19 protein-coding genes are annotated in these 26,025 nt (G+C 71.6%); 9 read left to right on the forward strand and 10 right to left on the reverse strand.

Translation table 11 applies throughout. From position 1 onward, the window contains the following. Window positions 1-115 precede the first annotated feature (115 nt). The 3 genes from ACFW3L_RS06365 (at window position 116) to ACFW3L_RS06375 (ending at window position 6,981) form a co-directional block, all read left to right on the forward strand. Window positions 116-4,678 (forward strand): ATP-dependent helicase, encoded by a 4,563-nt coding sequence (locus ACFW3L_RS06365; RefSeq protein ID WP_378737052.1) that lies wholly within the window; start codon window positions 116-118, stop codon window positions 4,676-4,678. A 109-nt stretch (window positions 4,679-4,787) separates the two neighbouring features. Further along, window positions 4,788-5,267, forward strand: coding sequence for a GNAT family N-acetyltransferase (locus tag ACFW3L_RS06370; protein WP_378737605.1), 480 nt, complete (start codon window positions 4,788-4,790; stop codon window positions 5,265-5,267). A gap of 70 nt (window positions 5,268-5,337) precedes the next feature. Further along, a complete protein-coding gene (locus ACFW3L_RS06375) occupies window positions 5,338-6,981 on the forward strand; it encodes a serine/threonine-protein kinase (RefSeq protein WP_378737054.1) in 1,644 nt (547 codons plus the stop codon). Window positions 6,982-7,077: 96 nt separating this feature from the next. Here ACFW3L_RS06375 and ACFW3L_RS06380 read toward each other — a convergent pair whose 3' ends face one another. Then, complete coding sequence (locus ACFW3L_RS06380) at window positions 7,078-8,292, reverse strand: ROK family protein (RefSeq protein WP_378737056.1); 1,215 nt, start codon at window positions 8,290-8,292, stop codon at window positions 7,078-7,080. Window positions 8,293-8,551: 259 nt separating this feature from the next. On the opposite strand from ACFW3L_RS06380, the gene ACFW3L_RS06385 reads away from it, so the two are divergent. The 5 genes from ACFW3L_RS06385 to ACFW3L_RS06405 all read left to right on the forward strand — a co-directional run bounded on the left by ACFW3L_RS06385 (window position 8,552) and on the right by ACFW3L_RS06405 (window position 14,134). Further along, entirely contained in the window at window positions 8,552-9,829 is a 1,278-nt protein-coding gene (locus ACFW3L_RS06385; protein WP_378737058.1) for an extracellular solute-binding protein, read from the forward strand. A gap of 89 nt (window positions 9,830-9,918) precedes the next feature. Next, on the forward strand, window positions 9,919-10,899 hold the full coding sequence (locus tag ACFW3L_RS06390) for a carbohydrate ABC transporter permease (protein ID WP_378737060.1): 981 nt from the start codon (window positions 9,919-9,921) through the stop codon (window positions 10,897-10,899). Next, a complete protein-coding gene (locus tag ACFW3L_RS06395; protein WP_378737061.1) occupies window positions 10,896-11,864 on the forward strand; it encodes a carbohydrate ABC transporter permease in 969 nt (322 codons plus the stop codon). Before ACFW3L_RS06390 ends, ACFW3L_RS06395 begins: the two co-directional genes overlap by 4 nt. Window positions 11,865-11,954: 90 nt before the next feature. Beyond that, on the forward strand, window positions 11,955-13,424 hold the full coding sequence (locus ACFW3L_RS06400) for a glycoside hydrolase family 3 protein (protein ID WP_378737062.1): 1,470 nt from the start codon (window positions 11,955-11,957) through the stop codon (window positions 13,422-13,424). Window positions 13,425-13,669: 245 nt separating this feature from the next. Beyond that, the gene (locus tag ACFW3L_RS06405; RefSeq protein WP_026129576.1) at window positions 13,670-14,134 is read left to right on the forward strand and encodes an Rrf2 family transcriptional regulator; all 465 of its coding nucleotides are present in this window, start codon (window positions 13,670-13,672) and stop codon (window positions 14,132-14,134) included. A 120-nt stretch (window positions 14,135-14,254) separates the two neighbouring features. On the opposite strand, the gene ACFW3L_RS06410 is transcribed toward ACFW3L_RS06405, so the two are convergent. From ACFW3L_RS06410 to ACFW3L_RS06450, 9 genes are all read right to left on the reverse strand, one after another. Beyond that, window positions 14,255-14,611: a helix-turn-helix domain-containing protein gene (locus tag ACFW3L_RS06410; RefSeq protein ID WP_378737065.1), complete on the reverse strand. Its 357-nt coding sequence runs from the start codon at window positions 14,609-14,611 to the stop codon at window positions 14,255-14,257. Window positions 14,612-14,769: 158 nt separating this feature from the next. Further along, window positions 14,770-15,303 (reverse strand): CinA family protein, encoded by a 534-nt coding sequence (locus ACFW3L_RS06415; RefSeq protein ID WP_378737067.1) that lies wholly within the window; start codon window positions 15,301-15,303, stop codon window positions 14,770-14,772. Window positions 15,304-15,307: 4 nt separating this feature from the next. Continuing rightward, a complete protein-coding gene (pgsA, locus tag ACFW3L_RS06420) occupies window positions 15,308-15,919 on the reverse strand; it encodes a CDP-diacylglycerol--glycerol-3-phosphate 3-phosphatidyltransferase (RefSeq protein WP_378737069.1) in 612 nt (203 codons plus the stop codon). Next, window positions 15,916-17,349, reverse strand: coding sequence for a 30S ribosomal protein S12 methylthiotransferase RimO (rimO, locus tag ACFW3L_RS06425; protein ID WP_378737071.1), 1,434 nt, complete (start codon window positions 17,347-17,349; stop codon window positions 15,916-15,918). Before rimO ends, pgsA begins: the two co-directional genes overlap by 4 nt. 193 nt (window positions 17,350-17,542) lie before the next feature. Then, window positions 17,543-18,670 carry a helix-turn-helix domain-containing protein gene (locus tag ACFW3L_RS06430; protein WP_378737073.1) on the reverse strand — a complete coding sequence of 376 codons (1,128 nt, stop codon included), beginning with the start codon at window positions 18,668-18,670 and terminating at the stop codon, window positions 17,543-17,545. Between the two features lie 133 nt (window positions 18,671-18,803). Then, on the reverse strand, window positions 18,804-21,293 hold the full coding sequence (locus tag ACFW3L_RS06435; RefSeq protein WP_378737075.1) for a DNA translocase FtsK: 2,490 nt from the start codon (window positions 21,291-21,293) through the stop codon (window positions 18,804-18,806). Between the two features lie 544 nt (window positions 21,294-21,837). Beyond that, on the reverse strand, window positions 21,838-23,523 hold the full coding sequence (locus ACFW3L_RS06440; RefSeq protein WP_378737077.1) for a ribonuclease J: 1,686 nt from the start codon (window positions 23,521-23,523) through the stop codon (window positions 21,838-21,840). Further along, window positions 23,520-24,491: a 4-hydroxy-tetrahydrodipicolinate synthase gene (gene dapA, locus ACFW3L_RS06445; RefSeq protein ID WP_017546364.1), complete on the reverse strand. Its 972-nt coding sequence runs from the start codon at window positions 24,489-24,491 to the stop codon at window positions 23,520-23,522. The genes ACFW3L_RS06440 and dapA overlap by 4 nt, the downstream gene beginning before the upstream one ends. Before the next feature lie 418 nt (window positions 24,492-24,909). Further along, window positions 24,910-25,290, reverse strand: a complete 381-nt coding sequence (locus ACFW3L_RS06450; protein ID WP_378737081.1) for a phage holin family protein — start codon at window positions 25,288-25,290, stop codon at window positions 24,910-24,912. 117 nt (window positions 25,291-25,407) lie between these two features. Here ACFW3L_RS06450 and ACFW3L_RS06455 point away from each other — a divergent pair, with 117 nt between their 5' ends. After that, a complete protein-coding gene (locus ACFW3L_RS06455; RefSeq protein WP_378737083.1) occupies window positions 25,408-25,962 on the forward strand; it encodes a GNAT family N-acetyltransferase in 555 nt (184 codons plus the stop codon). The last annotated feature ends 63 nt before the right edge of the window (window positions 25,963-26,025 follow it).

The following is a 26,025-nucleotide window of genomic DNA, read 5'->3' on the forward strand; positions in this document are numbered from 1 at the left end:
CAGTATGAGTGACCGGAGGGAGCCGGTGGGACTCGTCCACAGGACGGGTTCCACCGGGTCCCGGGCACCGGGTGTCCTGCGCCGATCTGTCGGCCCCCTTGGGCAGACTGGTGCGATGAGCGGAGCGACCGACCCCCTGGCACCCTTCGGAACGGCGACCCGGACCTGGTTCGGACGGGCCTTCCCGCACGGTCCCACGGCCGCCCAGACCGAGGCCTGGCGGACGATCGCCTCCGGCCGCGACACGCTGGTGGTGGCGCCGACCGGGTCCGGCAAGACACTGTCGGCCTTCCTGTGGTCCCTGGACCGCCTCACCCACGCCCCCGTGCCGACGGACCGGACGAGGCGCTGCCGGGTCCTGTACGTGTCACCGCTCAAGGCGCTCGCCGTGGACGTGGAACGCAACCTCCGCCAGCCGCTGGCGGGGATCGCGGCCGCCGCCGAGCGCGGCGGGGAGGCCCTGTCCCCGGTCACCGTGGGGGTGCGCACCGGCGACACCCCGGCCCAGGAGCGGCGCCGGATGGCCACCCACCCGCCGGACGTCCTCATCACCACGCCCGAGTCGCTCTTCCTGGTCCTGACCTCCCGGGCGCGCGAGGGACTGGCGGGGGTGGAGACGGTCATCGTCGACGAGGTGCACGCCCTGGCCGGGACCAAGCGCGGCGCCCACCTGGCGCTGAGCCTGGAGCGCCTGGCCGCCCTGCTGGACCGCCCGGCCCAGCGGATCGGCCTGTCCGCCACCGTGCGCCCGCGCGAGACCGTCGCCTCCTACCTGACCGGAACCGGTGGGGGCACCCCCGGTGCGGGCGCCGTGATCGTCGCACCGCCGGACACCCCGCGCATGGACCTGCGGGTGGAGGCGTCCGTCCCCGACCTGGACGAACCCGGGAGCCCGCCCGCCACCGCCGAGGGCCTGCCCCCGGACCCGCGCGCGGGCAACACCATGAGCCGGGGCTCGGTGTGGCCGCACATGGAGCGCCGGGTCCTGGACCTGGTCGAGGCCAACCGCTCCACCATCGTGTTCACCAACGGCCGCCGTACCGCCGAGAAGCTGTGTGCCCGGCTCAACGACCTCCACGCCGAACGCGTCGACGGCGGTCTGCCCGGTGAGGAGGTCGCCGCCCAGGTGATCGGCCAGTCGGAGCAGAGCCGTGGCGGTGCCCCGGTGATCGCGCGCGCCCACCACGGGTCCGTGTCCAAGGCCGAGCGGGAGCTCATCGAGGACGACCTCAAGGCGGGGCGGCTGCGGTGTGTGGTGGCCACCTCCAGCCTCGAACTCGGGGTGGACATGGGCGCGGTGGACCTGGTGGTCCAGGTGGCCGCTCCCCCGTCCGTGGCCAGCGGCCTCCAGCGGGTGGGCCGCGCGGGTCACCAGGTGGGTGAGACCTCGCGCGGGGTGTTCCTGCCGCAGTACCGGGGCGACCTGCTGGCGACCACCGTGGTGACCGAGCGCATGCGCGCGGGCGGGATCGAACGGCTGGAGATGCCGAGCGACCCCCTGGACGTGCTGTCACAGCAGGTCGTGGCGATGGTGGCGATGGACGACTGGACGGTGCCCGAGCTGGCGGCGCTGGTGCGCCGGGCGGCGCCCTTCGCCCGCCTGAGCGACGCGGTCCTGGAGTCGGTGCTCGACATGCTGTCGGGCCGCTATCCCTCGGACGAGTTCGCCGAGCTGCGCCCGCGCCTGGTGTGGGACCGCGACGAGGACGTGCTGCGGGCCCGACCCGGCGCCCAGCGGCTGGCGGTGATCAGCGGCGGCACCATCCCGGACCGGGGCATGTACGGCGTGCACCTGGCCTCGGAGTCGTCGAGCAGGGCACCGACGCGTGTCGGTGAGCTGGACGAGGAGATGGTGTACGAGTCGCGGGTGGGCGACGTGTTCGTGCTGGGTTCGACCTCGTGGCGGATCGAGGCGATCACCGCCGACCGCGTGATGGTCTCCCCCGCCCCGGGCAGGCCGGGCCGGATGCCGTTCTGGAAGGCGGACGCCCTGGGGCGCCCGGCGGAGCTGGGCCGGGCGGTGGGCGCGATGACCCGCGAGCTGGCCGATCGCGACCGGGTCGCCGGGCGCGAGCTGGCCACGGAGGCCGGGCTGGACGGCTGGGCCGCCGACAACCTCGTGGAGTACGTGGCCGACCAGCGGGAGGCGACCGGGAGCGTGCCCGACGACCGCACGGTGGTGATCGAGCGCTTCCGGGACCAGGTGGGCGACTGGCGGGCGGTGGTGCACTCTCCGCTGGGTGCCCGGGTGCACGCCCCGTGGGCGCTGGCGATCGCCGGGCGCGTGCGGGAGCGGTTCGGCACGGACGCGCAGGTGGTGCACGGTGACGACGGGATCGTGCTGCGGCTGCCGGACGTGGAGGCGGGCGGCCTCCTGCGTGCGGGTGAGCTGACCGACCTGGTGTCGTTGGACCCCGGGACCGTGGAGGCCGTGGTCACCGACGAGCTCACCGGCTCGGCGCTGTTCGCGTCCCGGTTCCGTGAGTGCGCGGCGCGGGCGCTGCTGCTGCCCCGCCAGCGCCCGGACCGGCGGATGCCGCTGTGGCAGCAGCGGTTGCGCGCCCAGCACCTGTTGTCGGTGGCGGGCCGGTACGGGTCGTTCCCGATCGTGTTGGAGACGGTGCGGGAGTGCCTGCGGGACGTGTTCGACGTGCCCGCGCTGGCCGAGGTGCTCACCGACGTGCGGGCGCGGCGGGTGCGGGTGGTGGAGGTGGAGACCCCGCAGGCCTCACCGTTCGCCCGGTCGCTGCTGATGGAGTACACGGCGGCGTTCCTGTACGAGGGGGACGCGCCCGCCGCCGAGCTGCGCGCGCAGGCGCTCACCCTGGACCCGTCGCTGCTGGCGGACCTGTTGGGCAGCGCGGACCTGCGGGAGCTGCTGGACCCGGAGGTGGTGGAGCACACCGACGCCCTGTTGCAGCGGATCGCCGCGCCGGTGCGGGACCTGGAGGGCTCCGCCGACCTGCTGCGGGAGGTGGGGCCGCTGACCACGGCCGAGGCGGCCGAGCGGGGCGCGCGGCGGGAGTGGCTGGAGGAGCTGGAGGGTTCCGGCCGCGTGGTCCGGATGCGGGTGGCCGGGGCCGAGCGGTGGTGCGCGGTGGAGGACGTGGCCCGGCTGCGTGACGCCCTGGGCGCGGAGCCCCCGCCCGGTGTCCCGGAGGTGTTCCTGGAGCCGGTGGCGGAGCCGCTGGTCGACCTGGTCTCCCGGTACGCGCGCACGCACGCGCCGTTCACCTCGGCGCGGGCGGCCGCGCGGCTCGGGTTGGGGCGCGACGCGGTGGAGGGTGCCCTGCGGGAGCTGGCGGGACGCGGACGGGTGGTCAGGGGCGGGTTCCGGCCCGGCGGCAGCGGTACCGAGTGGTGCGACGACGACGTGCTGCGCCGTCTGCGGCGGGGTTCGGTCGCCCGGCTGCGCAGGGAGGTCGAACCGGTCGAACCACGGGCGCTGGCCCGGTTCGTGCCCCTGTGGCAGCGTGCCGTCCCGGACGCGCGACTGCGCGGCCCCGACGCGGTGTTCGAGGCGGTGGAGTCGTTGCGCGGGACGGCACTGGTCGCCTCGTCGCTGGAGTCGACGGTGCTGCCCGCCCGGGTGGAGGGCTACTCCCCGGTGTCCCTGGACGCGCTCACGCAGGCCGGTGAGGTCGTCTGGGCGGGGACCGGGTCGCTGCCGGGCGAGGACGGCTGGCTGGCGCTGGCCCCGGCGGACGAGGCCCCGCTGCTGCTGCCCGATCCGGTCCCGCCGGAGGAGGGTTCCCTGGCCGAGACCGTCCTGGAGGTGCTGCGGGAGGGCGGTGCCCTGTTCTTCCGGGACGTGTCCGACCGCGTGGCCCGTGCCCTGGGCGGGGCGGTGGTCTCCGACGCGGACCTGGTGGCGGCCGTGTGGCTCCTGGTGTGGTCGGGGTGCGTCACCAACGACACCCTGGCCCCGCTGCGCGCCGCGCTGGGTGCGGGCCCCGTCACGCGCCGGGGCTCCTCCCGTGCCCGGCGCCGTCCGGTGATGCCGACGCGGTCCGGTCCTCCCACGGCGGCGGGCCGCTGGTCGGCGCTGCCGGTGCCCGACCCGGACCCGACCCGGCGCACGCTAGCGCGGGTGGAGGCCCGGCTCGAACGGGACGGGCTCCTGCTCAAGGGGCAGCAGGGCCGGGGCATCTCGTCGGACGAGTACCGGGTGCTGCGGTCCATGGAGGAGGCGGGGCGGGTGCGCCGGGGGTACTTCGTGGAGGGGCTGGGCGGGGCGCAGTTCGCGCTGCCCGGGGCGGTGGACCGGTTGCGGGCGCTGTCCGGTGAGGATCCGGGCGGTCCGACCCCGCCCGTGGTGCTGGCCGCCACGGATCCGGCCAACCCGTTCGGCGCGGCGCTGTCCTGGCCCGCGGGCGCGGCGGGTGTGGAGGCGTCCCACCGGCCGGGACGGGTCGCGGGCGCACTGGTGGTGCTGGACGGCGGCCGCCCGACCCTGTTCGTGGGCCGGGGCGGGCGGTCGGTGCTGACCTTCGGCTCCACTCCGGCGCTGCTGGAGCGGGCCGCCCGCGCGGTGGCGGAACTGGTGGACGCGGGCGGGGTGGAGTCGCTCACGGTGGAGCGGGCGGACGGCGCGGAGGTCTTCGGGACCCCGGCGGACACCGCGCTGGTCGCGGCCGGGTTCCACGTCACCCCGAAGGGGCTGCGTCTGCGCCGCTGAGCGCGGCACGGCGGTGGGACCCCTGACCGAGCCGCGTCATGGTGCGAGGATCAGCCTCGACCACACGCACCCTACGCAGGAGGTGGCCTTGCCACTCGTGATCCGTCCCATGGAGCCGGGGGACACCGACGCCCTGGTGGAGGTGTCCCTCGCCGCGGACACCCTCTTCGCCGAGGCCGGGCTGGAACTCCCGCCGGACGATCCCCGGGAGATGCTCGACCACGTGGAGCGGGTGCTGGTGGCCGTCACCGACCAGGGCGTGTGCGGTCTGGCCGCCACGGTCGTCCTGGACGGGGCCGTCCACCTCGAACAGCTCGCCGTGCACCCGGACCACGGGCGGCGCGGGATCGGCGGGGCCCTGCTGGACGCGGTGTGCGCCCACGCCGAGGAGGACGGGTACGACCGGGTCACCCTCACCACCTTCCGGGACCTGCCGTGGAACGGCCCCTGGTACGGGCGCCGGGGCTTCGAGGAGCTCCCTCGGGAACGGTGGGGCCCCGAGCTGGAACGGCAGTGGGAGGTCGAGGAGGAGGCGGGGATCATGGTCCGGCCCAGGATCGCGATGGCGCGGCCGCTCGGGCGCGGCTGACCGAGGGCGTTCCGCCCCGGAGGGCCACCTTCGCTTTCGTCCCGCTTCGCGGTGTTGAGAGGATGGGGTCATGCACCCCACCGATCCCTCGGACCCCTCCGGCCCGACCGCCGACCTCAGCCAGACCTCCCCGCGCGGATCGGTCGGGCGTTACACGTTCCTCGGCGAACTGGGCAGCGGGGCCATGGGGACGGTGTGGCGGGCCCACGACACCGGGCTGAACCGGGAGGTCGCGGTCAAGGAGGTCCACCTCCCCCACGACATGCCGCCGCGCGAGCGCGAGCGCGCCCGGGCCCGGATGGTGCGCGAGGCCCAGGCGGCGGCGCGGGTCTCCCACCCCTCGGTGGTGACCGTGCACGACGTCCTGGACGAGGGCGGCGTCACGTTCATCGTCATGGAGCTGCTGGACGGTGAGTCACTGCGGGACCGGCTCCGGCGTACCGGGCCCCTGTCCGAGGACGAGGTGGAGCGGATCGCCCGACCGCTGCTGGGGGCCCTGTGGGCCGCCCACCGGGCCGGGGTGATCCACCGCGACGTCAAGCCCGCCAACATCATGCTGAGCGAGGGCGGTGCCCGGCCGGTCCTGACCGACTTCGGGATCGCCAACCTGCCCGACCACGAGGGCACCGCGCTCACCGGGACCGGGACCATCCTCGGCACGGCGGCCTACGCGGCTCCGGAGCGGCTGGAGGACGACGAGACGAGCGCGGTCTCGGACCTCTGGAGCCTGGGCGCCACCCTGTTCGCGGCGCTGTCCGGGGAGTCCCCGTTCAAGCGGGACACGCTCACGGGGACCCTCACGGCGGTGCTCACCCAGCCCGTTCCCCCGGTGCCCGCGCGTGGACCGGTGGCCGCCGTGGTCGCCGGGCTGCTGGTGCGGGACCCCCGGCGGCGCCTGCTCCCGGAGCGGGCGCTGGAGCTGCTCGACGCGCCCGCTCCCACCGCCTCGGCACCCCGGGTGTTCGCGGTGGCACCGCCCACCGCTCCGGCGGGCGGCTCCCGGCGCTCCCGCGCCCCGCTGTGGATCGGCTCCGCCGTGCTCGCGGGGGTGCTGGTGCTGGGCTGGTTCACCGTCCCGGCCCTGTTGGCCGACGGGGACTGGAACGAGGCGGAGGCCCAGCTCACCGAGGAGGAGCCGACCCCCGAGCCGAGCGGTGCCCCCTCCGACGCCGAGGGCGCGTCCGACACGCTTCCCGAGACCCTCTCGGACGACGCGCCCGAGGGACACGTCCGCCTCGGGGACGGCGTGGTGGGGCTGGTCATGCCGGAGGACTGGACGGTGCGCGACGGGGACCTCCAGGGCGGCGGCGAGTCAGCCACCCGGCTGGCCTCGTACGACCTGGTCACCGGTGACGAGCACGGGTCCGTCACGGTCGTGGCCACCGAGTACGACTTCCTGGTCCGCGACGCCGAGGGCGCCATGGTGCGGATGGAGGAGCTGCTCCAGGAGGACGAGGACTTCAGCGACGTCCGGCAGCAGCGGCTGGAGACCGAACAGCTGGAGGGCCGCCTCCAGAGCGCCGTCTACGAGGTGCTGTTCCGCCACGAGGAGCGCGAGTCGCCGGACCGGTGGATGTTCACCCGGGAGATCACCGACGAGAGCCGGGGGATCTCCTACCGGATCAGCTTCAACTTCCCGGCCGACCTCCGCGAGGAGCGCCAGGACGAGTTCCAGGCCGTCATCGACTCCTTCGGCCCCGACACCGGGAACTGACCCCACCGCGCGCGTCCACGTCCCGCCGGGCGCGACCACGCCCGCGCGCCCCGGCGGGTGAGGTGCCGGGGCGCGGAGTCGGTGGGGGACGGGGGTTCAGACGGTGGAGGAGAAGACCTCGTCCCGGGCGCGTTCCAGGGCGTGCAGCAGGGCGCCCCGCACCACGGGGCTGCCCTCGACGGTGCCCATGGCCACCTCGGTGACGTTGGGGGCTATCCGCGCGGTGGCCGCCTGGACCCGCTCCGCGAGCTTGGGGCCGCCCGCCTTGGCGACGTCGCCGCCCAGGACCACCAGGCCCGGGTCGATGATGACGCTGACCGCCGCCACGCCCCGGGCGAGACGGTCGGCGAAGGCGTCGAGGAACGCGTCGCTCTCGGGAGTGTCACCGGCCGAGGCCGCGGCCACGACCTCGGTGACGCCGTCGCCGGGGATGCCGTGCTCGGCGGCGAGCTGGACCACCTGCTTGGCCTTGACCAGTGCCTGGAAGCCGTGCGGCAGCTCCCGGTCCCCCTGGGCCAGGTGGGATTCGTAGCTCCCGGTCAGGCCCACGTCGACCGGCATGGGGGCGCCGGGCACCGGCAGGTAGCCGATCTCCCCCGCGCCACCGGAACGGCCCCGGAGGATACGGCCGTCGATCATCGTGGACATACCGACGCCGCCCGCCGCGCTGAGCCAGATGAGCACGAACTCGTCCGCGCCCTCGGCCGCGCCCTCGGAGTACTCGGCCAGCGCCGCCAGGTTGACGTCGTTCTCCAGCATGACCGAGCGCTTGAGGTCGCTGCGCAGGGCCTCCAGGACACCCTCGTGCCAGGACATGAGGTCGAAGGAGAACCGGATGTCACCGGTGCGGGGGTCGACGACACCGGGGGTGCCGATCACGCAGGCGCGGACCTTGTCCAGCGGCACCTCGGCGGTCTCGGCCAGGCGCATCACGGCGGTGTGCACCAGGGCGACGGGATCGTCGGAGGCGCTGGGGTCGACCGTCACCTCGCTGATGACCCGGCCGGTGATGTCCGCGATCGTGGCGGTGACCCGTCCCGCGCTGACGTCGAGCGCCGCCACGTAGGCGCTCTCCGGGACGACCGCGTAGAGGGCCGCGTTGGGCCCCCTGCCCCCCGCCTGGCTGCCGACGACCCGGACCAGGTCGCGTTCCTCCAGACGGGAGAGGAGCTGGGACGCCGTCACCTTGGACAGGCCCGTCCTCGTGCCGAGTTGGGTCCTGGTCAACGGACCGCCGGACAAGAGGAGTTCCAGTGCCGCGCGATCGTTGAGCTGGCGCAGCAGCCGGGGAGTCCCCGGACGTTGAGACATAACCGTGACACCTCACCCTGTTTTTATTAGGAAAGTTTCCTGTTAATTTAGCTGACAACCTCACAGGAGGTCACGTCCCGGCAGGTCCGAGGCTGTATTCGGGCCACCGGTACCCGCGCCGGCGGGGCGGCCACAACCAGTGCTGTCCCAGCACACCCCCATAAGAGACGTCGAGGCGCCCGGGTCCGTTCATGATCCCAGGTCGTTTCGAGCACAGGCGCCGAGCCCCGGCGTGACGTGCGAAGGGAGATACGTTCACATGAGGTTCCCCAAGATCGCTCTGGCCTCGGCCGTGGTGATGCTCGCGGCCGCCTGCGGCGGTGGCGACGACAGTTCTTCCGGCGAGAATCCTGATTCCCTGACCGTGTGGGTCATGGGCACCTCCCAGGACGACCTGGTCGCGTACTTCGACGAAGCCGAGACCCGCTTCCAGGAGCAGTACCCGGACACCGCCGTCAACGTCGAGTTCATCCCGTGGGGTGACGCCCAGGAGTCGATCACCAACGCCATCGCGGGCGGCGACGCTCCCGACGTCCTCGAGGTCGGCAACGACCAGGTCTCCAGCTGGGCCTCCCAGGGCGCGCTGCTCGACATCGGCGACCACGTCGGCGAGTGGGCCCCCGCCGCCGACATGGACCAGGAAGCCCTGGAGTACGGCACGTACAACGGCGTCCAGTACGGCGTCCCGTGGTTCTCCGGCGTGCGCACCCTCTACTACCGCGCCGACTGGCTCCAGGAGATCGGCCACGAGCCGCCCGCGACCTGGGACGAGCTCATCGAGGTCTCCGAGGCTATCGAGGAGGAGTACGGCGTCCCCGGTTTCGCCGCGCCCACCGACTTCACCAACGGCATCGCCAGCTTCATCTGGGGCAACGGCGGCGAGATCGCCGTCCAGGACGGCGAGGAGTGGACGGGTCGGCTCACCGACCCCGAGACCGTCGAGGCCGTGGAGTTCTACGCCGGGCTCACCCAGGACGGCATCTCCCCGCAGAGCTACGTCGGTGAGACCGAGCTGGTCGCCCTGGCCGACATCGCCAACAGCCAGCTCGGCATGTACATCGACGGCGGCTGGGCCCTGGGCTCCATCGAGGAGCAGGCCGAGGACCCGGAGGTCCTGGAGAACATCGCCTCCGCCCCGATCCCCGGCGCCGAGGGCAACGCCCCGGTCTTCGCCGGTGGTTCGGCCCTGACCGTCTTCGGTCTCACCTCGTACCCGGACCAGGCCTTCGACCTGCTCGGCGTCCTGGGCGACCAGGAGGGCGGCAAGGCCTACGCCGACGTCGCGGGCTTCTTCCCGGCCTACCCGGAGCTGCTCCAGGCGGACGAGTACCAGAACGACCCCGCCCGCGCCGCCGCGGCCACGAGCATGCAGAACACGCGCTTCTTCCCCAGCACCCCGCGCTGGAACGCCGCCGACCTGGACAACAAGATCCTGCCCGGCGCCGTGCTCGACATCGTGCGGGGCGGCGACCCCGAAGAGGTCATGGAAGGCGCCAACGAGCAGCTGACCACCATCCTCAACGAGCCGGTCGAGTAAGAGCCCGTCCCTTCTGAGCACAGCCGTGAGGGCGGGCGCGGACCCCGCGCCCGCCCCTTCCGGTCGAACCCGCCCTGATTGAGAAGCCCATGCCGAGAACCGTCGACAAAGCGTCAGCCGAACCGGACGGCGCCGTGGGTCAGGCCCCCGCCCGAGCCAGGCGGCCCAAGCCGATCCCGTACCTGCTCATCATCCCGTCGGTGATCCTGCTGGCGGTCGTCCTGCTCTGGCCGATCGTCCAGATGGTCTGGTACTCGTTCACGAGTTTCACCACCCGCAACCTGATGCCCAACCAGCCGGGTCCGGAGTGGAACGACTTCGCTCACTACCAGAGCCTGCTCACCGACCCCGCCTTCTGGTCGATCCTGCGCAACACGGTCGTCGTCTGCGTCCTCATGGTGGGCATCACCATGGTGCTCGGAACGCTGATCGGCATCCTGCTGCACAAGCTGCCCAAGTGGTTCTCCACCTTCGTGGCCATCGGCATGATGCTGGCCTGGTCGACGCCGGCCCTGAGCGCCTCCCTGGTGTTCCGGTGGCTGTTCCTGCCCGAGCGCGGCCTCGTCAACGTCGTCCTCGACCGTCTGCCGAACTGGCTCGTCGGTGACGGATGGCTCCAGTACAACTGGTTCCTCGAACCGCTGTCGCTGTTCAGCATCCTCATCATGGTGATCGTCTGGCAGTCGTTCCCGTTCGTCGCGGTGTCGGTGCTCGCCGGTCTCAAGAGCATCCCGTCCGAGCTCTACGAGGCGGCCCGGATGGACGGCGCCAACGCCTGGAAGTCGTTCTGGAACGTCACCTTCCCGATGCTGCGTCCGCTGTTCGCGCTCCTGCTGGTCCTCCAGATCATCTGGGACCTGCGCGTGTTCACCCAGCTGTACATCCTGGCGAACAGCTTCCAGAACAAGGACGTCTACCTGCTCTCCTACTACATCTACCAGCAGGGGTTCAGCGCCAGCCCGGCCAACTACGGCATGGGTTCGGCCATCGCGGTGGTCATGACCGTCATGATCCTCGCCGTCACCGCGTACTACCTGCGCATCATGATCCGCCAGGGGGAGACCCGATGACCGCCGTCGACAAGACCGCTCGTCCCGCGACCGCCGCTCCCGGCTCCACGTCGGGTGGTTCCGGCGGCACCGGGACCCCGCGACGCGTCCACCGCCGCAGCCCGCTGCGCCGCCTGCGCGACCTCCCCCTGTACCTGGCCGGGATCGCCGTCTTCCTGTTCTCGGTCTTCCCCGTCTACTGGATGGTCTCGACGGCCTTCAAGCCGACCGGCGAGATCTTCACCCGGGACCAGCGGCTGTTCCCCCAGGCGCCCACGCTGGAACACTTCGACCGGGTGATCAACGGCCAGCTCATCCCCGGGGTGAACTTCGGGACCTTCCTCGCCAACAGTCTCCTGGTCACCCTCGGCGCCGTGGCCATGGGAGCCCTGTTCTCCCTGCTGGCGGCGGTGGCCGTCGCCAGGTTCCGGTTCAAGCTCCGCTCCGCCTTCATCATGCTGCTCATCGTCATCCAGATGGTGCCGATGGAAGCGATGATCATCTCGATCTTCATCAACTTCCGGTCGCTCTCGGAGGCCACCGGGGTGCAGCTGCTCGGCAACCTCTCCGGCCTGCTGATCGTCTACACCGCCGTGTCGCTGCCGATCACCATCCTGATGCTCCGCGGCTTCGTCGCCGCGGTCCCCAAGGAGCTGGAGGAGGCCGCGGCCATCGACGGCGCCAGCGGCTGGACCATCTTCTGGCGCATCCTGATGCCGCTCGTCGCACCCGGCCTGGTGGCGGCCAGCATCTTCGCGTTCATCACGGCGTGGAACGAGTTCATCGTCGCCCTGACCTTCCTCGGCCGGAGCACGGACAACTACACGCTGCCGCTGACCCTCTCCTACTACTTCGGCCGCTTCGGCACGGAGTGGGGTCCGATCATGGCCGCCTCGACCCTGCTGACCATCCCGGTGATGATCTTCTTCCTCTTCGTCCAGCGCCGCATGGTCTCCGGCCTGACCATGGGGGCCGTCAAGGGCTGACCGCCCGACACGACCGACCGTCACACCACACCATCCCCGCCACGCGTCTGCCCTCCCCTGGGCACCCTTGCTCACCGAACGGAGTTCGTCATGCCGCACGACCCGACACTGGAGCGTCTGGCCAACGCCACGCTGCTGGTGCCCTTCGAGTCCCTCCAGGCCCCCCGATGGATCTTGGACGGGCTGGCGGACGGGATCTCCGGCGTCTGTCTCTTCCACAACAACCTGGAGAGCCCCGAGCAGGTCACCGCGCTCAACGCGAGCCTGTGCGAGGCCACGGACACGCCGTTGATCTCCCTGGACGAGGAGGGCGGCGACGTCACCCGTATCGGCCAGGCCCGGGGCAGTGACTACCCCGGCAACGCCGCCCTGGGCGCGGTGGACGACCCCGACCTCACCCGGGCCACCCTGCGCGCGCTCGGCCACCAGCTGTCCGGTCTGGGCTTCAACCTGGACCTGGCCCCCTCCGTGGACGTCAACGTCGCGGACGACAACCCGGTGATCGGCACCCGTTCCTTCGGAGCCGACGCCGAGCTGGTCGCCCGACACGCCGCCGCCTCCGTTCGTGGCCTCCAGGAGGCCGGAGTGGCCGCGTGCGCCAAGCACTTCCCCGGCCACGGCGCCACCTCCCAGGACTCGCACCACACCCTGCCCCGTGTGGAGGCCGACGCGGACCTGCTGCACCGGCGTGAACTGCTGCCCTTCCGGGCGGCCATCGACGCCGGGGTCCGATCCATCCTGACCGCGCACATCGAGCTGCCCGGTCTGGGCGGCGGCGACGGCCCGGCCACGCTCAACCAGGCGCTGCTCAACGACCTGCTGCGCGGCGAGCTCGGGTTCGACGGGGTCGTGGTGAGCGACGCCATGGACATGCGCGGGGTCAGCGGTGAGATCGGCATCCCCGAGGCCAGCGTGCTCGCGGTGGCCGCCGGGTGCGACCTGCTGTGCCTGGGCCGGTTCGTCTACGCGGACCAGGTCGCCCAGGTCCGCACGGCACTGGTCGAGGCCGTCCGGGAGGGCCGCCTGGCCGGTGAGCGGCTGGAGGAGGCGGCCGACCGCAACGCCCGGCTGCGTCAGTGGATCAGGGACTCCGCCGAGGGCCGCGCGGACGCGGAGGACACCGAGCGGGTCGGCCTGACCGGCGCCCGCCGCGCCGTCCGCGTGGACGGGGACCTCCCGCCGCTGGAGAACCCGTACGTGGTCGAGGTGGACGCCCCCGCCGGGGTGGCCGTCGGCGACGTGCCGTGGGGCCTGGGCCCCTGGTTCAGCGACACCGTCCGGGTCTCCCCGGAGACCGACGACCCCACCGCCGTGCTGGCCGCCGCCTCCGGCCGCGACCTGGTCGTCGTGGTGCGCGACGCGCACCGGTACCCGACCGCCCAGGCGTTCGTGAACGCCCTGATCAGCGCCTACCCGAAGGCCGTGGTCGTCGAGATGGGCCTGCCCATCTGGCGGCCCGACTGCGGGGCCTATGTGAGCACCTACGGCGCCGCGCACGTCAACGGGCTCAGCGCCGCCGAGCTCCTGGGCTCCACGGGCGCGCTGGAGGCCGCGCGGTAGGCCGCCCGCCCCTCGACCCCTCCCAGGGCGTACCCACCCCGTACGCTCCGCCTCGGCCCGGTCCCCACCACTCCACCAGGGACCGGGCCGCGGGTGTTCTCCGGTTCCGACACGAGGGGGGACATCACCCATGTCCCCGAAAGTCGGTAGGAGAAGTACCCTTGGCGTGTAGCATCCCGGCCGCTGGCAACACTCGTCGGCGCCCGGTGCCCCATTCGCCCTTCTAACCACGGCATAATCACAGCATGCGCCTTTCAGCCCGGGTCGACTACGCGCTTCGCGCGGCCGCAGAGCTCGCTGTCGCCAGCGACGGTCCGGTGACGGCCGAGCAGCTCGCACGCGCGCAGGCCATCCCCGGAAAATTCCTAGAGAACATCCTCACCCAGCTACGCCGTGCCGGTCTGGTACGCAGCCAACGGGGTCCCGTCGGCGGTTACTGGCTGGCCCGACCAGCGGCGGAGATCTCCCTCGCCGACATCATCCGAGCGGTCGACGGACCGCTCGCCAACGTGCGCGGGGAACGCCCCGAGCACGTCGACTACGACGGGGCCGCCCGCAGCCTGCAACAGGTGTGGATCGCCCTGCGCGCCAGTGAGCGCTCCATCCTGGAGGGGGTCAACCTCCAGCACCTCGTCACCAACGAACTCCCCGAACAGGTGCGCGTGCTGGCCGAGGACCCCGAGTCCTGGGTCAACCACACCCACCGCTGAACGGACAGCCCCTCCGGGGCGCCGCCCAGAACGCCGGAAGCCGGTCACCCCGAGGGGTGACCGGCTTCCTGAGTGCGGACTCGTACGGTCCGCGCTGACGAGTGCGGGTGGGACCTGGTGTCACACACCGGCCATGTCCGCGACCTGCGGAACGCGATCCGGGACGGGCGCGATGCCGAGGTCCTGCGCGGGAACGGGGTCGGTCGTGACCGCGTCGCCCAGCAGTGCGGCCTCCTGGAGCTCGGCCAGTGCCAGCTGGTCGGAGACCTCCCTGAGGACCTGCGAGAGCGGAACCCCGAGGGCCCCACAGATCGAGGAGAGCAGTTCGGAGGACGCTTCCTTCTGTCCCCGCTCGACCTCGGACAGGTATCCGAGGGAGACCCGTGCATCGGCCGACACCTCGCGGAGGGTGCGACCCTGGCGCTGGCGCAGCCGCCTGAGCACGTCACCAAGTAGGTGACGAAGCAGGACCATCATTCGCGCTCCCTCCCACCGGTAACGACCTTCATATACAACACCGTACCTGCCCCACGCCCGATTCGGGCACCTCTTGCCGTCCTGTTCGCTGGAGGGGGAACCGTGCCCGGGGGTGGTTTTGTTCCCTCACCCCGGGGGAGGTGGACCAGCCGGAGGGATCAGGCCCGGGTGTTTCCCGCCACGTCCCCGCGAACGGCGGCCCCCAGGAGCCTCAGCGCACCCGTGACCGTGTCAAGGCGGATACCCGAACGATCCCCGGTGAAACTGAACCGGACGACCCGGGTGTGTGACTCCGGTCCCGCGACCGCCGCGTAGACGGTGCCGACGGGCCGCCCGTCCTGCGGTTCGGGCCCGGCCACGCCGGTGACGGCGACCCCGAAGTCGGCTCCGGTGAGTCGGCGCGCCCCGCACGCCATGTGGACGGCGACGTCCGGGTGGACGGCGCCGTGCTCGGCGAGCAGTGCCTCGGGGACCCCGAGGACGGAGGCCTTGGTGTCCGTGGCGTAGGTGACGGCCCCGCCCCGGTAGGTGGCGGAGGCGCCGGGGACCGCGGTGAGGTGGGCGCCGATCAGACCGCCGGTGAGGGACTCGGCTGTGGCGGCGGTGGACCCGGCCTCCAGGAGGGCGCGGTGGGCGGCCTGCGCGGCCTCCAGCGCCTCTCCCCCGATCCGGGTGTCCCCCGCTCCGTCCACGGCCCTACTGCTTCCCGCCGTCGGCGCCCCTGGCCCGCACGAGGCGGACGGCGTCGACCACGTAGGTCAGACCGGTCCAGAGGGTGACGGCCAGCGCCGCCGCCATGACCCCGTGCGCGATCCAGATGAACACGCTGGTGAAGGGCAGCAGCCCCAACGGGAACAGGTAGATGCTGATCGCCACGATCTGGAGGACGGTCTTGAGCTTGCCGCCGCTGCTGGCGGGCATGACGCCGTAGCGCAGCACCGCGAAGCGCAGGGCGGTGATCCCCCACTCGCGCAGCAGGATCGCGATGGTGACCCACCACCACAGGTCTCCCTGGACGGAGAGCACGATCAGCGCGGCGCCGGTCAGCGCCTTGTCCGCGATGGGGTCCGCGATCTTGCCGAAGTCCGTGACCAGGTTCCGACGGCGGGCCAGCTCACCGTCCACCCGGTCCGTGATGGCGGCGATCACGAAGACGGAGAACGCGGCGAGCTGCCAGCCGAGCCCGTCCAGGAACATGAACCAGACGAAGACCGGCACCATGACCAGGCGGCTCATCGTGAGGATGTTCGCGATGTTCCACAGCGGAGCTTGGGGGGCGGGCGAGGCCGCGGGGTCGTGGGTGCTCATCTGTCGGCGGCTTCCCCGTCCTGCTCAGCGACGAGGTCGGCCCCCATCGACTGGATGACGGTGGCGCGCACGAGGTCACCGACGGCCAGACCCTCGCCGTACAGGATGGTGCTGCCGTCGACCTCGGGCGCCTGGTGCTCGGAGCGGCCCTCGTAGGCGCCGTCCTCCAGGACGGTCTCCACCAGGACGGTCACCTCGGTACCGATCCGCTCCTCGGCCCGCTGGACCATGAGCTCCTCGGCCAGGCGGTTGAGGGTGTCCACGCGCTCCTGGACGACCTCCTCGGGCACCTTGCCCTCGTGGGTCAGGGCCTCGGTGCCGTCCTCGTCGGAGTAGCCGAACACACCGATGGCGTCCAGGCGGGCCTCGCTGAGGAAGGCCACCAGCTCCTGGAACTCCTCCTCCGTCTCGCCGGGGAAGCCGACGATGAAGTTGGAGCGCGCACCGGCCTCCGGAGCGCCCTTGCGGGCGGTCTCCAGCAGCTCGAGGAAGCGCTCGCGGTCACCGAAGCGGCGCATGCGGCGCAGCAGCGGGCCGCTGGCGTGCTGGAAGGAGAGGTCGAAGTAGGGCACCACACCGGGGGTGTTGGTGAGCACGTCCACCAGCCCGGGGCGGACCTCGGCGGGCTGGAGGTAGCTGACCCGGACCCGCTCCAGGCCCTCGACGGCGGCCAGGCGCGGCAACAGCTTCTCCAGCGCGCGCACGTCGCCCAGGTCCTTGCCGTAGGACGTGGAGTTCTCGCTGACGAGGAAGACCTCGCGCACGCCCTCGCTGGCCAGCCACTCGGCCTCGCGGACGATCTCGTCGGGCTGGCGGGAGATGTAGGCGCCCCGGAAGGCGGGGATGGCGCAGAAGGTGCACCGTCTGTCGCAGCCGGAGGCGATCTTGAGGTTGGCGACGGGGCCGCCGGTCAGGCGGCGGCGCGGGGTGGCCGCGCGGTAGGGAAGCTCGGTGCCCTCAGCGCCCTCGGAGTCGGTGAAGGCGGCGTGTCCGGGCACGTGGACCTGGGAGGCGTCGCGCTCGGCCGGGCTGATCGGCAGCAGGGTGCGGCGGTCGCGCGGGTCGTGCGGGGCCAGCTTGCGTCCGGCGACGACGTCGTCGAGCCGGTCGGTGATGGTGGCGTAGTCGTCGAACCCGATGACGTTGGCCTCGGGGAGGGCCTCGGCCAGCTCGGAGCCGTAGCGCTCGGCCATGCAGCCGGCGGCGATGACCTTGCCGCCGCCCTCGGCCGCCTCCAGCAGGGTCTCGATGGAGTCCTGTTTGGCGGCGTCGATGAACCCGCAGGTGTTGACGACGGTCACGTCGGCCTTGGTGTCGTCGTCGACGAGGTCCCAGCCGCCAGCGGCAAGGCGACCGGCGAGCTCTTCGGAGTCGACCTCGTTACGCGCACACCCCAGGGTGACGAGTGAGACAGTACGGCGCGATGACATGGCTTCCAAGCGTGTGGGAGAGCTACGGGTGCAGCGGGCGCGGCGCGGCCGAAGGCCGGGGTACCGGTCGGGTCGTGCTCGCACGAAGGCGTCGATGGTCGCCGCCCGCAGCCCCCCACACTACCGTGGTTGACCTACCCGCCCGTACCCCGGCCTCGTCGCACGTGGTGCCGTGCCGCGCCGTGGGAACCCGTCAGTTCTCGAGGCCCTCGGCCCCGATGGTGACCTCCCGGACCTCTCCGATCTCGCCGGCGGGGCCGTGGTCCTCACCGTCCACGGCCACGTCGATCGCGCCCGCGTTGCCGATCCACAGGTTCAGCGGCACCTCGGTGGCGTAGTCCTGGGTCTCCCCCTCCAGGAGGAACCCGGTGTAGATCGCCTCGCCGTCGGCCTCGCTGACCTCGATCCAGCTGCGGTCGCTGGCGGTGAAGGAGACGGTGAACTCGACCGGCTCCACCTCGGCCGGGGCCTCCTCGACCGTCTCGGCGCGGTCGAGGGGGACGGCCGCGTCCTCCGGGAGCAGCACGGAGTCGGCACCTCCCTCGCCGCCCGACCGGGCCGACTCGAAGGCGGTCCGGACGGGATTGCCCTCCTCCCAGCCCTGCCAGGTGCGCACACCCACGAACACGGCGGCGATCAGGATGATGCCGACGACGGCCCAGGGCCAGTGTCGCCGGACCGCCTCGGCGCGGCGGGTCCTGGTGCTGCTGACGCCGCTCCGGGGCGCGGCGGCTCGGGCGGCGCCCGGTCGGGCCCCCGGCGGCGGGCTCTCCGGCCTGCTGTGCCGTCCGGGTCGACGCGGTTCCGGTACCGCCGCCCCACCGTTGGCCCCGGCCGTCGGGACCCCCCGGGGTCTGTTGCGCTGTGGCGGCCGGGCCAGCCGCTGGTTGCGTTCGAAGTGGCCCCAGCTCTCGGCCCGCTGCTCCGGGTCGGCCTCCTCGTCGCCGAAGGTGCGCCGAACGTCCGGGGACGCCTGGCGCTCGTCGGCTCCGGCGTGGGTTCGTCCGCCGTGGGCCGCCGCGACCCTGGCCGCCTTGGGCTTCGCGGACGGGTGCCGGGGCGGAGGGACGAAGGTGGCCTTCTCAGGCGACGCGTGTTCCCTGTCGAACTCCTCCAGCAACGGTGCGGGGTCCACACCGAAGAGCTTGCAGATCCTCCGGATGTGTCCTCGCGCGTAGAAGTCCCCTCCGCAGGGGACGAAGTCCTCGTTCTCGATCCCCCTCAGGACCTGCATACGGATACGTGTGCGTGTGCTCAGGTTCTCCAAGGAGCAACCCGCCGCGATCCGTGCGGCGGACAGGGTCTGGCCGATCGTCGCCATGCGCACTCCCCCCGCGACTGTCTGTGCCTACGTCTACCCACTCTGCTACCCGGACACGGACAACGCAGGTCACCACGCCCCATGAAGGCCTCAAGATCGCGCCAAATCGGGCGTCACGGACGTGGTTTCGGTCTCATCCGCCCCGGATGTCGGTGAGCACGGCCGCGAGTTCGTCGGGCTGCACGAGCACGTCGCGCGCCTTGGAACCCTCGCTGGGGCCGACGACGTCGCGGCTCTCCATGAGGTCCATCAGGCGGCCGGCCTTGGCGAACCCGACCCTGAGCTTGCGCTGGAGCATCGACGTGGATCCGAACTGGGTGGTGACGACCAGCTCGACCGCCTGGAGCAGCAGGTCCATGTCGTCGCCGATGTCCTCGTCGATCTCCTTCTTCTTGGTGTCGACGACCGCGACGTCCTCGCGGTAGCTGGGCTCGGACTGCTTCTTGCAGTGGTCGACGATCCCCCGGATCTCCTTCTCCGCGACCCAGGCGTTCTGGAGGCGGATGGGCTTGCCCGCGCCCATCGGGAGGAAGAGCGAGTCGCCCTTGCCGACCAGCTTCTCCGCGCCGGGCTGGTCGAGGATGACGCGGCTGTCGGCGAGGCTGGAGGTGGCGAAGGCCAGCCGCGAGGGGACGTTGGCCTTGATCAGGCCGGTGACGACGTCGACGCTGGGGCGCTGGGTGGCCAGGACCAGGTGGATGCCCGCGGCGCGGGCCAGCTGGGTGATGCGCACGACCGCGTCCTCGACGTCGCGGGGGGCGACCATCATGAGGTCGGCCAGCTCGTCGACGATCACCAGCAGGTAGGGGTAGGGCTCGTAGACCCGTTCGCTGCCCAGCGGGGCCGTGAGCTCCCCGGTGCGCACGGCGGCGTTGAAGTCGTCGACGTGCCGGTATCCGGAGGCCGCGAGGTCGTCGTACCGCCGGTCCATCTCCCCCACCACCCACTGGAGGGCCTCGGCGGCCTTCTTGGGGTTGGTGATGATGGGCGTGATCAGGTGCGGGATGCCCTCGTACATGGTCAGCTCGACCCGCTTGGGGTCGACCAGGATCATGCGCACCTCGTCGGGGGTGGCGCGCATCATCAACGAGGTGATGAGTCCGTTGATGCAGGTGGACTTACCGGCGCCGGTGGCACCGGCGACCAGCACGTGCGGCATCTTGGCGAGGTTGGCGACGACGTTGCTGCCCTCGACGTCCTTGCCCAGACCCACCAGCATGGGGTGGTCGTCCGAGGTGGCGGCCGAGGAGCGCAGGACGTCGCCCAGGCTCACTATGTCCTTGTCCGTGTTGGGGATCTCCACGCCGATCGCGGACTTGCCGGGGATCGGCGACTGGATACGTACGTCGGCGCTCTTCACCGCGAGCGAGATGTTCTTGGAGAGCGCCGTGACCTTCTCGACCTTCACCGCGGGGCCGAGCTCGATCTCGTAGCGGGTGACCGTCGGGCCCCGGGTGAACCCGGTGACCTCGGCGTCGATCTTGAACTGGTCCAGGACCCCGCTCAGGGCCGCGACGACGTCGTCGTTGGCCTGTGTGCGGGGCTTGACCGGCGTGCCCGGCTTGAGCATGGTCGGCGCGGGAAGCTCGTAGTCGCCCTCGACCACGCGGGAGGGGATGGAGAGCTGCTCGGTGGTGACCGGCGGCGGCGTGGGGTCGGGGGTCGGGGCCTTGGCCTTCTTGCGGGCGGGCTTCTTCGCCGCCGAGGCCTTCGCCTCCTCCTCGTCGGTGAGAGCGGGGGCGATCGACGCGGCCTCGGGCTCACTGGGCAGGACCGGGCTGTCGTAGGGGCGCTCGTGGTCCCCGGCGACGGTCTGGGCCTCGGCGGTCTGCGCCTTCGGCTTGCGCTTGCGCGGCTTGGCGGGCTTCTCCGGGTCCGCGCCGAGGAGGCCGATCCCGGAGTCGGGGCCGGTGTCGCGCTCCATCAGGGCGCCGAAGAGGGTCTGGAGCCGGTCCGGGATGCGGCGGATGGGGGTGGCGGTCACCACGAGGATGCCGAAGATCAGGATCAGGGCCAGCAGGAGCCCGGTGAGCCAGGGGGTGACCACGGCGCTGAGCGGGCCGGAGGCGACGAAGCCGATGACGCCGCCCGCCTCCTGGAGCCCCTCGATACCGTCGGCGGGCTGCGGGATGCCGTGGGCGATGTGGATGAGCCCGAGGAGGCCGAGCATGATCGAGGTGACCCCGATGAACAACCGCCCCGCGTCGCCCTCCTTGCTCGTGCTCGGGGTGCGCATCAGCTTGACCGCGATGGGCAGGAAGAGGAGGGGAAGGATCGGCGAGAAGGTGCCGAAGCCCCCGACCACCACGAAGCGGGTGGCCTCCAGCAGCGGGCCGTCGCTCTGCCACCACACGGCGGAGGCGACCAGGATGCCCAGGGCCAGCAGGATCAGCCCCGCCCCGTCGCGCCGCAGGTCGGGGTCGAGGCCGCGGGCGCTGCGTCCGACCGCGCGGGCCGCCCCGCCCACCGTGTGCGCGACGAGCTTCCACATCACCAGCAGGAACTGACCGAAGAGCGTGACCACGTACGCGATGGGCCCGTCGGGCATGCGCTTCTTCGCCGCCGGTCTGCGCGCTGCGGGCTTCTTGCGCCCAGCACCGCCTGAGGAGGCACGCGTGGCCATCGGGGGTCACCTCCACCGGGGACGGGGTCGATTCCGAGGTGCGGGCACAGCGACCCGGCACGGCGGGAAGCCTACTAAGCCGTCCAGCCCGGAGCACCCAGGGGGCACGGCGTGTTCTCTGTTTTCTTTGGGCCTCCGCTTCGCTTCGGCCCGTGTTCGGCGCCTTTGCAGAGGGATTCTTCATCCTCGTCTACGCCTGGCTCGTTCCTCGCTGGCGGCTTGACTCGTCTTGCAGAACCCTCTCCGGCGCTCGAACGGGCACCCCCCGGTGGCCAAGGCGGACAGGCGGGACTCACGCCCACCCACAGTCGTGAGTCCCGCTCAGGGCCCAAGGCCACGGGGGGTGCTTTCGTTCGGGCGCCGGCAGGGTTCTGGAGGTGCCGCAGGTGGGATCGCGAGGAACGAGCCATCACACCGCAGGCGCCGAAGGTTCCTGCCTTTCCAGGCGCCCGAACACGCATCGAAGCGAAGCGGAGATGCAAAGAGATAAGAAACGGCCCGGGAACGCGGACGTTCCCGGGCCGTGTCCCTGCTTCCCCTACGGTCAGACCTCGACCAGGACGGGGATGATCATGGGACGTCGACGGTAGGTCTCGTTGACCCAGCGTCCCGTGCTGCGGCGGATGAGCTGACGCAGCTGGTGCGGGTCGTTGACCCCGTCGGCGGCCGCCTTGTCCAGGGCGTCCTGGATCTTGTCGATCACGTCGTCGTAGGCCGCGGCGCCCATGCCCGCGCCCCGGGTGTGGATCTCGGGGTCCCCGAGGATCTTCCCGGAGTTGGAGTCCACCGCGACGACGACGGAGATGAAGCCCTCCTCGCCCAGGATGCGGCGGTCCTTCAGGGCGGCGTCGGTGACGTCCCCGACCGAGGAGCCGTCCACGTAGACGTACCCGGCCTGCACCGCGCCGACGATCTTGGCGCGGTTCTTGTACACGTCCACGACCACGCCGTCCTCGGCGATGACGACGCGGTCGCTCGGCACGCCCGTGAGCTTGGCCAGGTCGGCGTGGGCGCGCATGTGCCGCCACTCGCCGTGCACCGGCATGAAGTTGCGCGGACGCACCATGTTGAGCACGTACAGCAGCTCACCGGCGGAGGCGTGGCCGGACACGTGCACGAGCGCGTTGCCCTTGTGCACGACCTTGGCACCCCAGCGGGTCAGGCCGTTGATGACCCGGTTGACCGAGTTCTCGTTGCCCGGGATGAGCGACGAGGCGAGCAGGATGGTGTCGCCCTCCTCGATGCGGATCTGGTGGTCCCGGTTGGCCATACGGCTCAGCGCCGCCATGGGCTCGCCCTGGGAACCGGTGCAGATCAGCACGACCTCGTCGGCGGGCATCTTGTCGAGCTGCTTGACGTCGACGATGGTGTCGCCGGGGATGCTCAGGTAGCCCAGGTCGCGTGCGATGTTCATGTTGCGGACCATGGAGCGGCCCACGAACGCGATCTTGCGGCCGTGCGCGGTCGCGGAGTCGATGACCTGCTGGACGCGGTGCACGTGCGAGGCGAAGCAGGCCACGACGATGCGCTTCTTCGCCTGCCGGAACACCTTGTCGATGGCCTCGGTGAGGTTGCGCTCGTTGACCACGAACCCGGGCTGCTCGGCGTTGGTGGAGTCCGACAGCAGGATGTCCACGCCCTCGTCACCGAAGCGGGCGAACCCGGCCAGGTCGGTGAGGCGGCTGTCCAGCGGCAGCTGGTCCATCTTGAAGTCGCCCGTGTGGAGTACCGTGCCGCCGGGCGTGCGGATGCCCACGGCGAGTGCGTCCGGAATCGAGTGGTTGACCGCGAAGAACTCCAGGTCGAAGGGGCCGAAGTCGTGGCGCTCCCCCTCCTCCACCAGGACGGTCTCCGGCTTGATCCGGTGCTCGCCGAGCTTGGCGCTGATCAGCGCCAGGGTGAGCTTGGAACCCACGATCGGGATGTCGGCCCGCTCGCGCAGCAGGAACGGCACGCCGCCGATGTGGTCCTCGTGCCCGTGGGTGAGCACGATCGCCTCGATGTCGTCGAGACGGTCCCGGATGTAGTCGAAGTCCGGCAGGATCAGGTCGACGCCGGGCTGCTCCTCCTCCGGGAAGAGCACACCGCAGTCGACGATGAGCAGACGGCCGTCGTACTCGAAGACGGTCATGTTGCGGCCGATCTCACCGAGACCGCCGAGCGGGACGATGCGCAGGACACCCTTGCCCTGGGGCGGGGGCGGGCCGAGTTCGGGGTGCGGGTGACTCATACGGAACCCTCCGTCAGACGTTCGACGCGCACGGCGCTGGCGGGCACGGCCTGGTGCGGGGCGAGCCCGATCGGGCCCTTGACCCCGGCGGCGGCCAGGTCCTCGCGCAGGAGGGCCTGGAGCTCCGAGGAGGCGTCCGCGAGCGGAGTGCGGACCGGACCGGAGGGGAGCCCGAACAGGTTCAGGATCGCCTTGGTCGTGATGACGCCCTGGGTGCGGAACATGCCGGTGTAGACCGGGGTGAGGCGGCGGTGGATGGCCAGCGCCTGGCCGACCTCGCCCTCCTCGAAGGCGTCGATCATGTCCTTGAGGTCGCTGCCGACGATGTGGCCGACGACGCTCACGAATCCGGCCGCGCCGACCGACAGCAGCGGCAGGTTCAGGATGTCCGTGCCGCAGTAGTAGGCGAGGTCGGTGCGCTCCATGACCCAGGAGCTGGCGCCGACGTTGTCCTTGGCGTCCTTGTTGGCGACGATGCGCGGGTGCTCGGCCAGCCGGACCAGGGTCTCGGAGGCGATCGGCGTCCCGGTGCGGTGCGGGATGTCGTAGAGCATGACCGGCAGGTCGGTGGTGTCGGCGATCTCGGTGAAGTGCCGGATCAGCCCCTCCTGTGGGGGCTTGTTGTAGTAGGGCGTGACAGCCAGCAGGCCGTGCGCGCCCGCCTTCTCGGCGGCCCGGGCCAGCTTGACGCTGTGGCGGGTGTCGTTGGTGCCGACCCCCGCGATGATCTGGGCGCGGTCTCCGACGGCCTCGACCACGGAGCGCAGCAGACGGTCCTTCTCGTCGTCGCTGGTCGTGGGCGACTCACCGGTCGTGCCGCTGATCACCAGACCGTCGTTGTGCTGCTCGTCCACCAGGTAGGTGGCGAGGCGGGCGGCACCGTCGTAGTCGAGTTCCCCGTCCTCGAGCATCGGGGTGACCATCGCGGTCAGCATCTTGCCGAATGGGCGGTTCTTGGGTTCCACCATCGTGTGTGAAAGGCTCTCGGGCCCCAGCCGGAAGGCGTCGGGGCCCTGGGTTGCCCTTCCTCCTCTCCATGTGCGTGAAACGGGTGCGTGTCCCGAGCCGGGTGCTTTCCTCCGTGCAACGGGTGAAGACGGCGTTGAACGTCCGTCGCCGCGACCGGTGAACGCGGGCCACCGGAAGCGGGAAAGTCTGTGTGTCCCTCGCACGTGGGAGTGCGCGGGAGCGGGTCCGGTTCGGCCCCCGTCCTCGTGGGTTGAGGTGAGGGACCGTCACGGGTGTGACCGACCAGGTCACCTGGAGCCTACGCGCTCGACCGGTGCCCGGAAGTGTGAACCTACCCGCACCGGGCCCTCGTCACGCGGACGGGGCCCGGTGTCACCGTGGTCGGAGGACGGCGCGCGGGTGGCGTTCGGGCGTGTCTCAGTCGTCCTTGCCGTCGGGCAGGAACATGCTGACGATCCAGCTCACGATGGTGACGATGATGGCGCCCCAGAAGGCGGGCCAGAATCCGTCCACGTGGAACGGGATGTTGAACAGCCCGGCGATCCACTCGGTGAGCATGAACAGCAACGCGTTCACCACGAGCCCGATCAGCCCGAGGGTGAGGGCGTAGAACAGGCAGCCGACCGTCTTGACGATCGGTTTGATGACCGCGTTGACCACACCGAAGATCGCGCCGACCACGAGATAGACGAAGATCTGACCGGCGGTGTCCTGCGCCGTGACGTCGATCCCGTCGACAAGGAGGACAGCGGCCCAAAGGGCCAGCGCGTTCGCGATAACTCTGATAATGAGGCTCACAACGTAGATGTTCCCATGCCGGTGCAAGGTCCGGAAACTCCGGCGTGGGTGATCTTTTCTTCCGGCGTGTCGCACACCCGCGCCACGCCGGGTGCGGAACCAACCGAGAGGCCCCTCGTGTCCAGTGCGCAGTTCGTCCGTCCCGCCCGTGCCGCCGACGTGGACAGGGTGGTGGACCTCCAGGTCGCGTCATGGCGGTCGGTGTACAAGGACCTGTTGCCCGCCGAGGTGGCGGAGGAGCTCTCCGGAGACCAGGCCCGGGAGAGCTTCCGTGAGCAGTGGACGGCGGCCCTGGAGTCGCCGCCCACCTCCAAGCACCGGCTGGTGGTGGCCACCGACGAGGACGGCGGGGTGCGCACGGTGGTCGGGTTCGCGGCGTTCGGCCCGGGCGGGGACCCGGACCTGTGGCCCGCCAGGGACGCCGAGGTGTTCGCGCTGCACGTGGATCCGGAGCGGGTGCGCGAGGGGCACGGCAGCCGTCTGGTGAACGCCTGCGTGGACCACCTGGTGGAGGGCGGGTTCGGCACGGCGCACGTGTGGGTTCCCGAGGAGGAGAACGCGCTGCGGTCGTTCTTCGAGGCCTCGGGGTGGCGCGCGGACGGGGCCCGGCGGGAGATCGACATGGGTCGTCTGCTGCCGATGGTGAGGTTGCACGCGGCCGTGTCCGAGTAGTGCGGTGGCGCGTCGGCCAGGCACTACCGTTGGGTAGTTGTCCGGCGCGCCCCACGGCGCGCC

Origin of the sequence: Nocardiopsis sp. NPDC058789 (genome assembly GCF_042745575.1) — a bacterium.
Taxonomy (GTDB): Bacteria; Actinomycetota; Actinomycetes; order Streptosporangiales; family Streptosporangiaceae; genus Nocardiopsis; species Nocardiopsis eucommiae.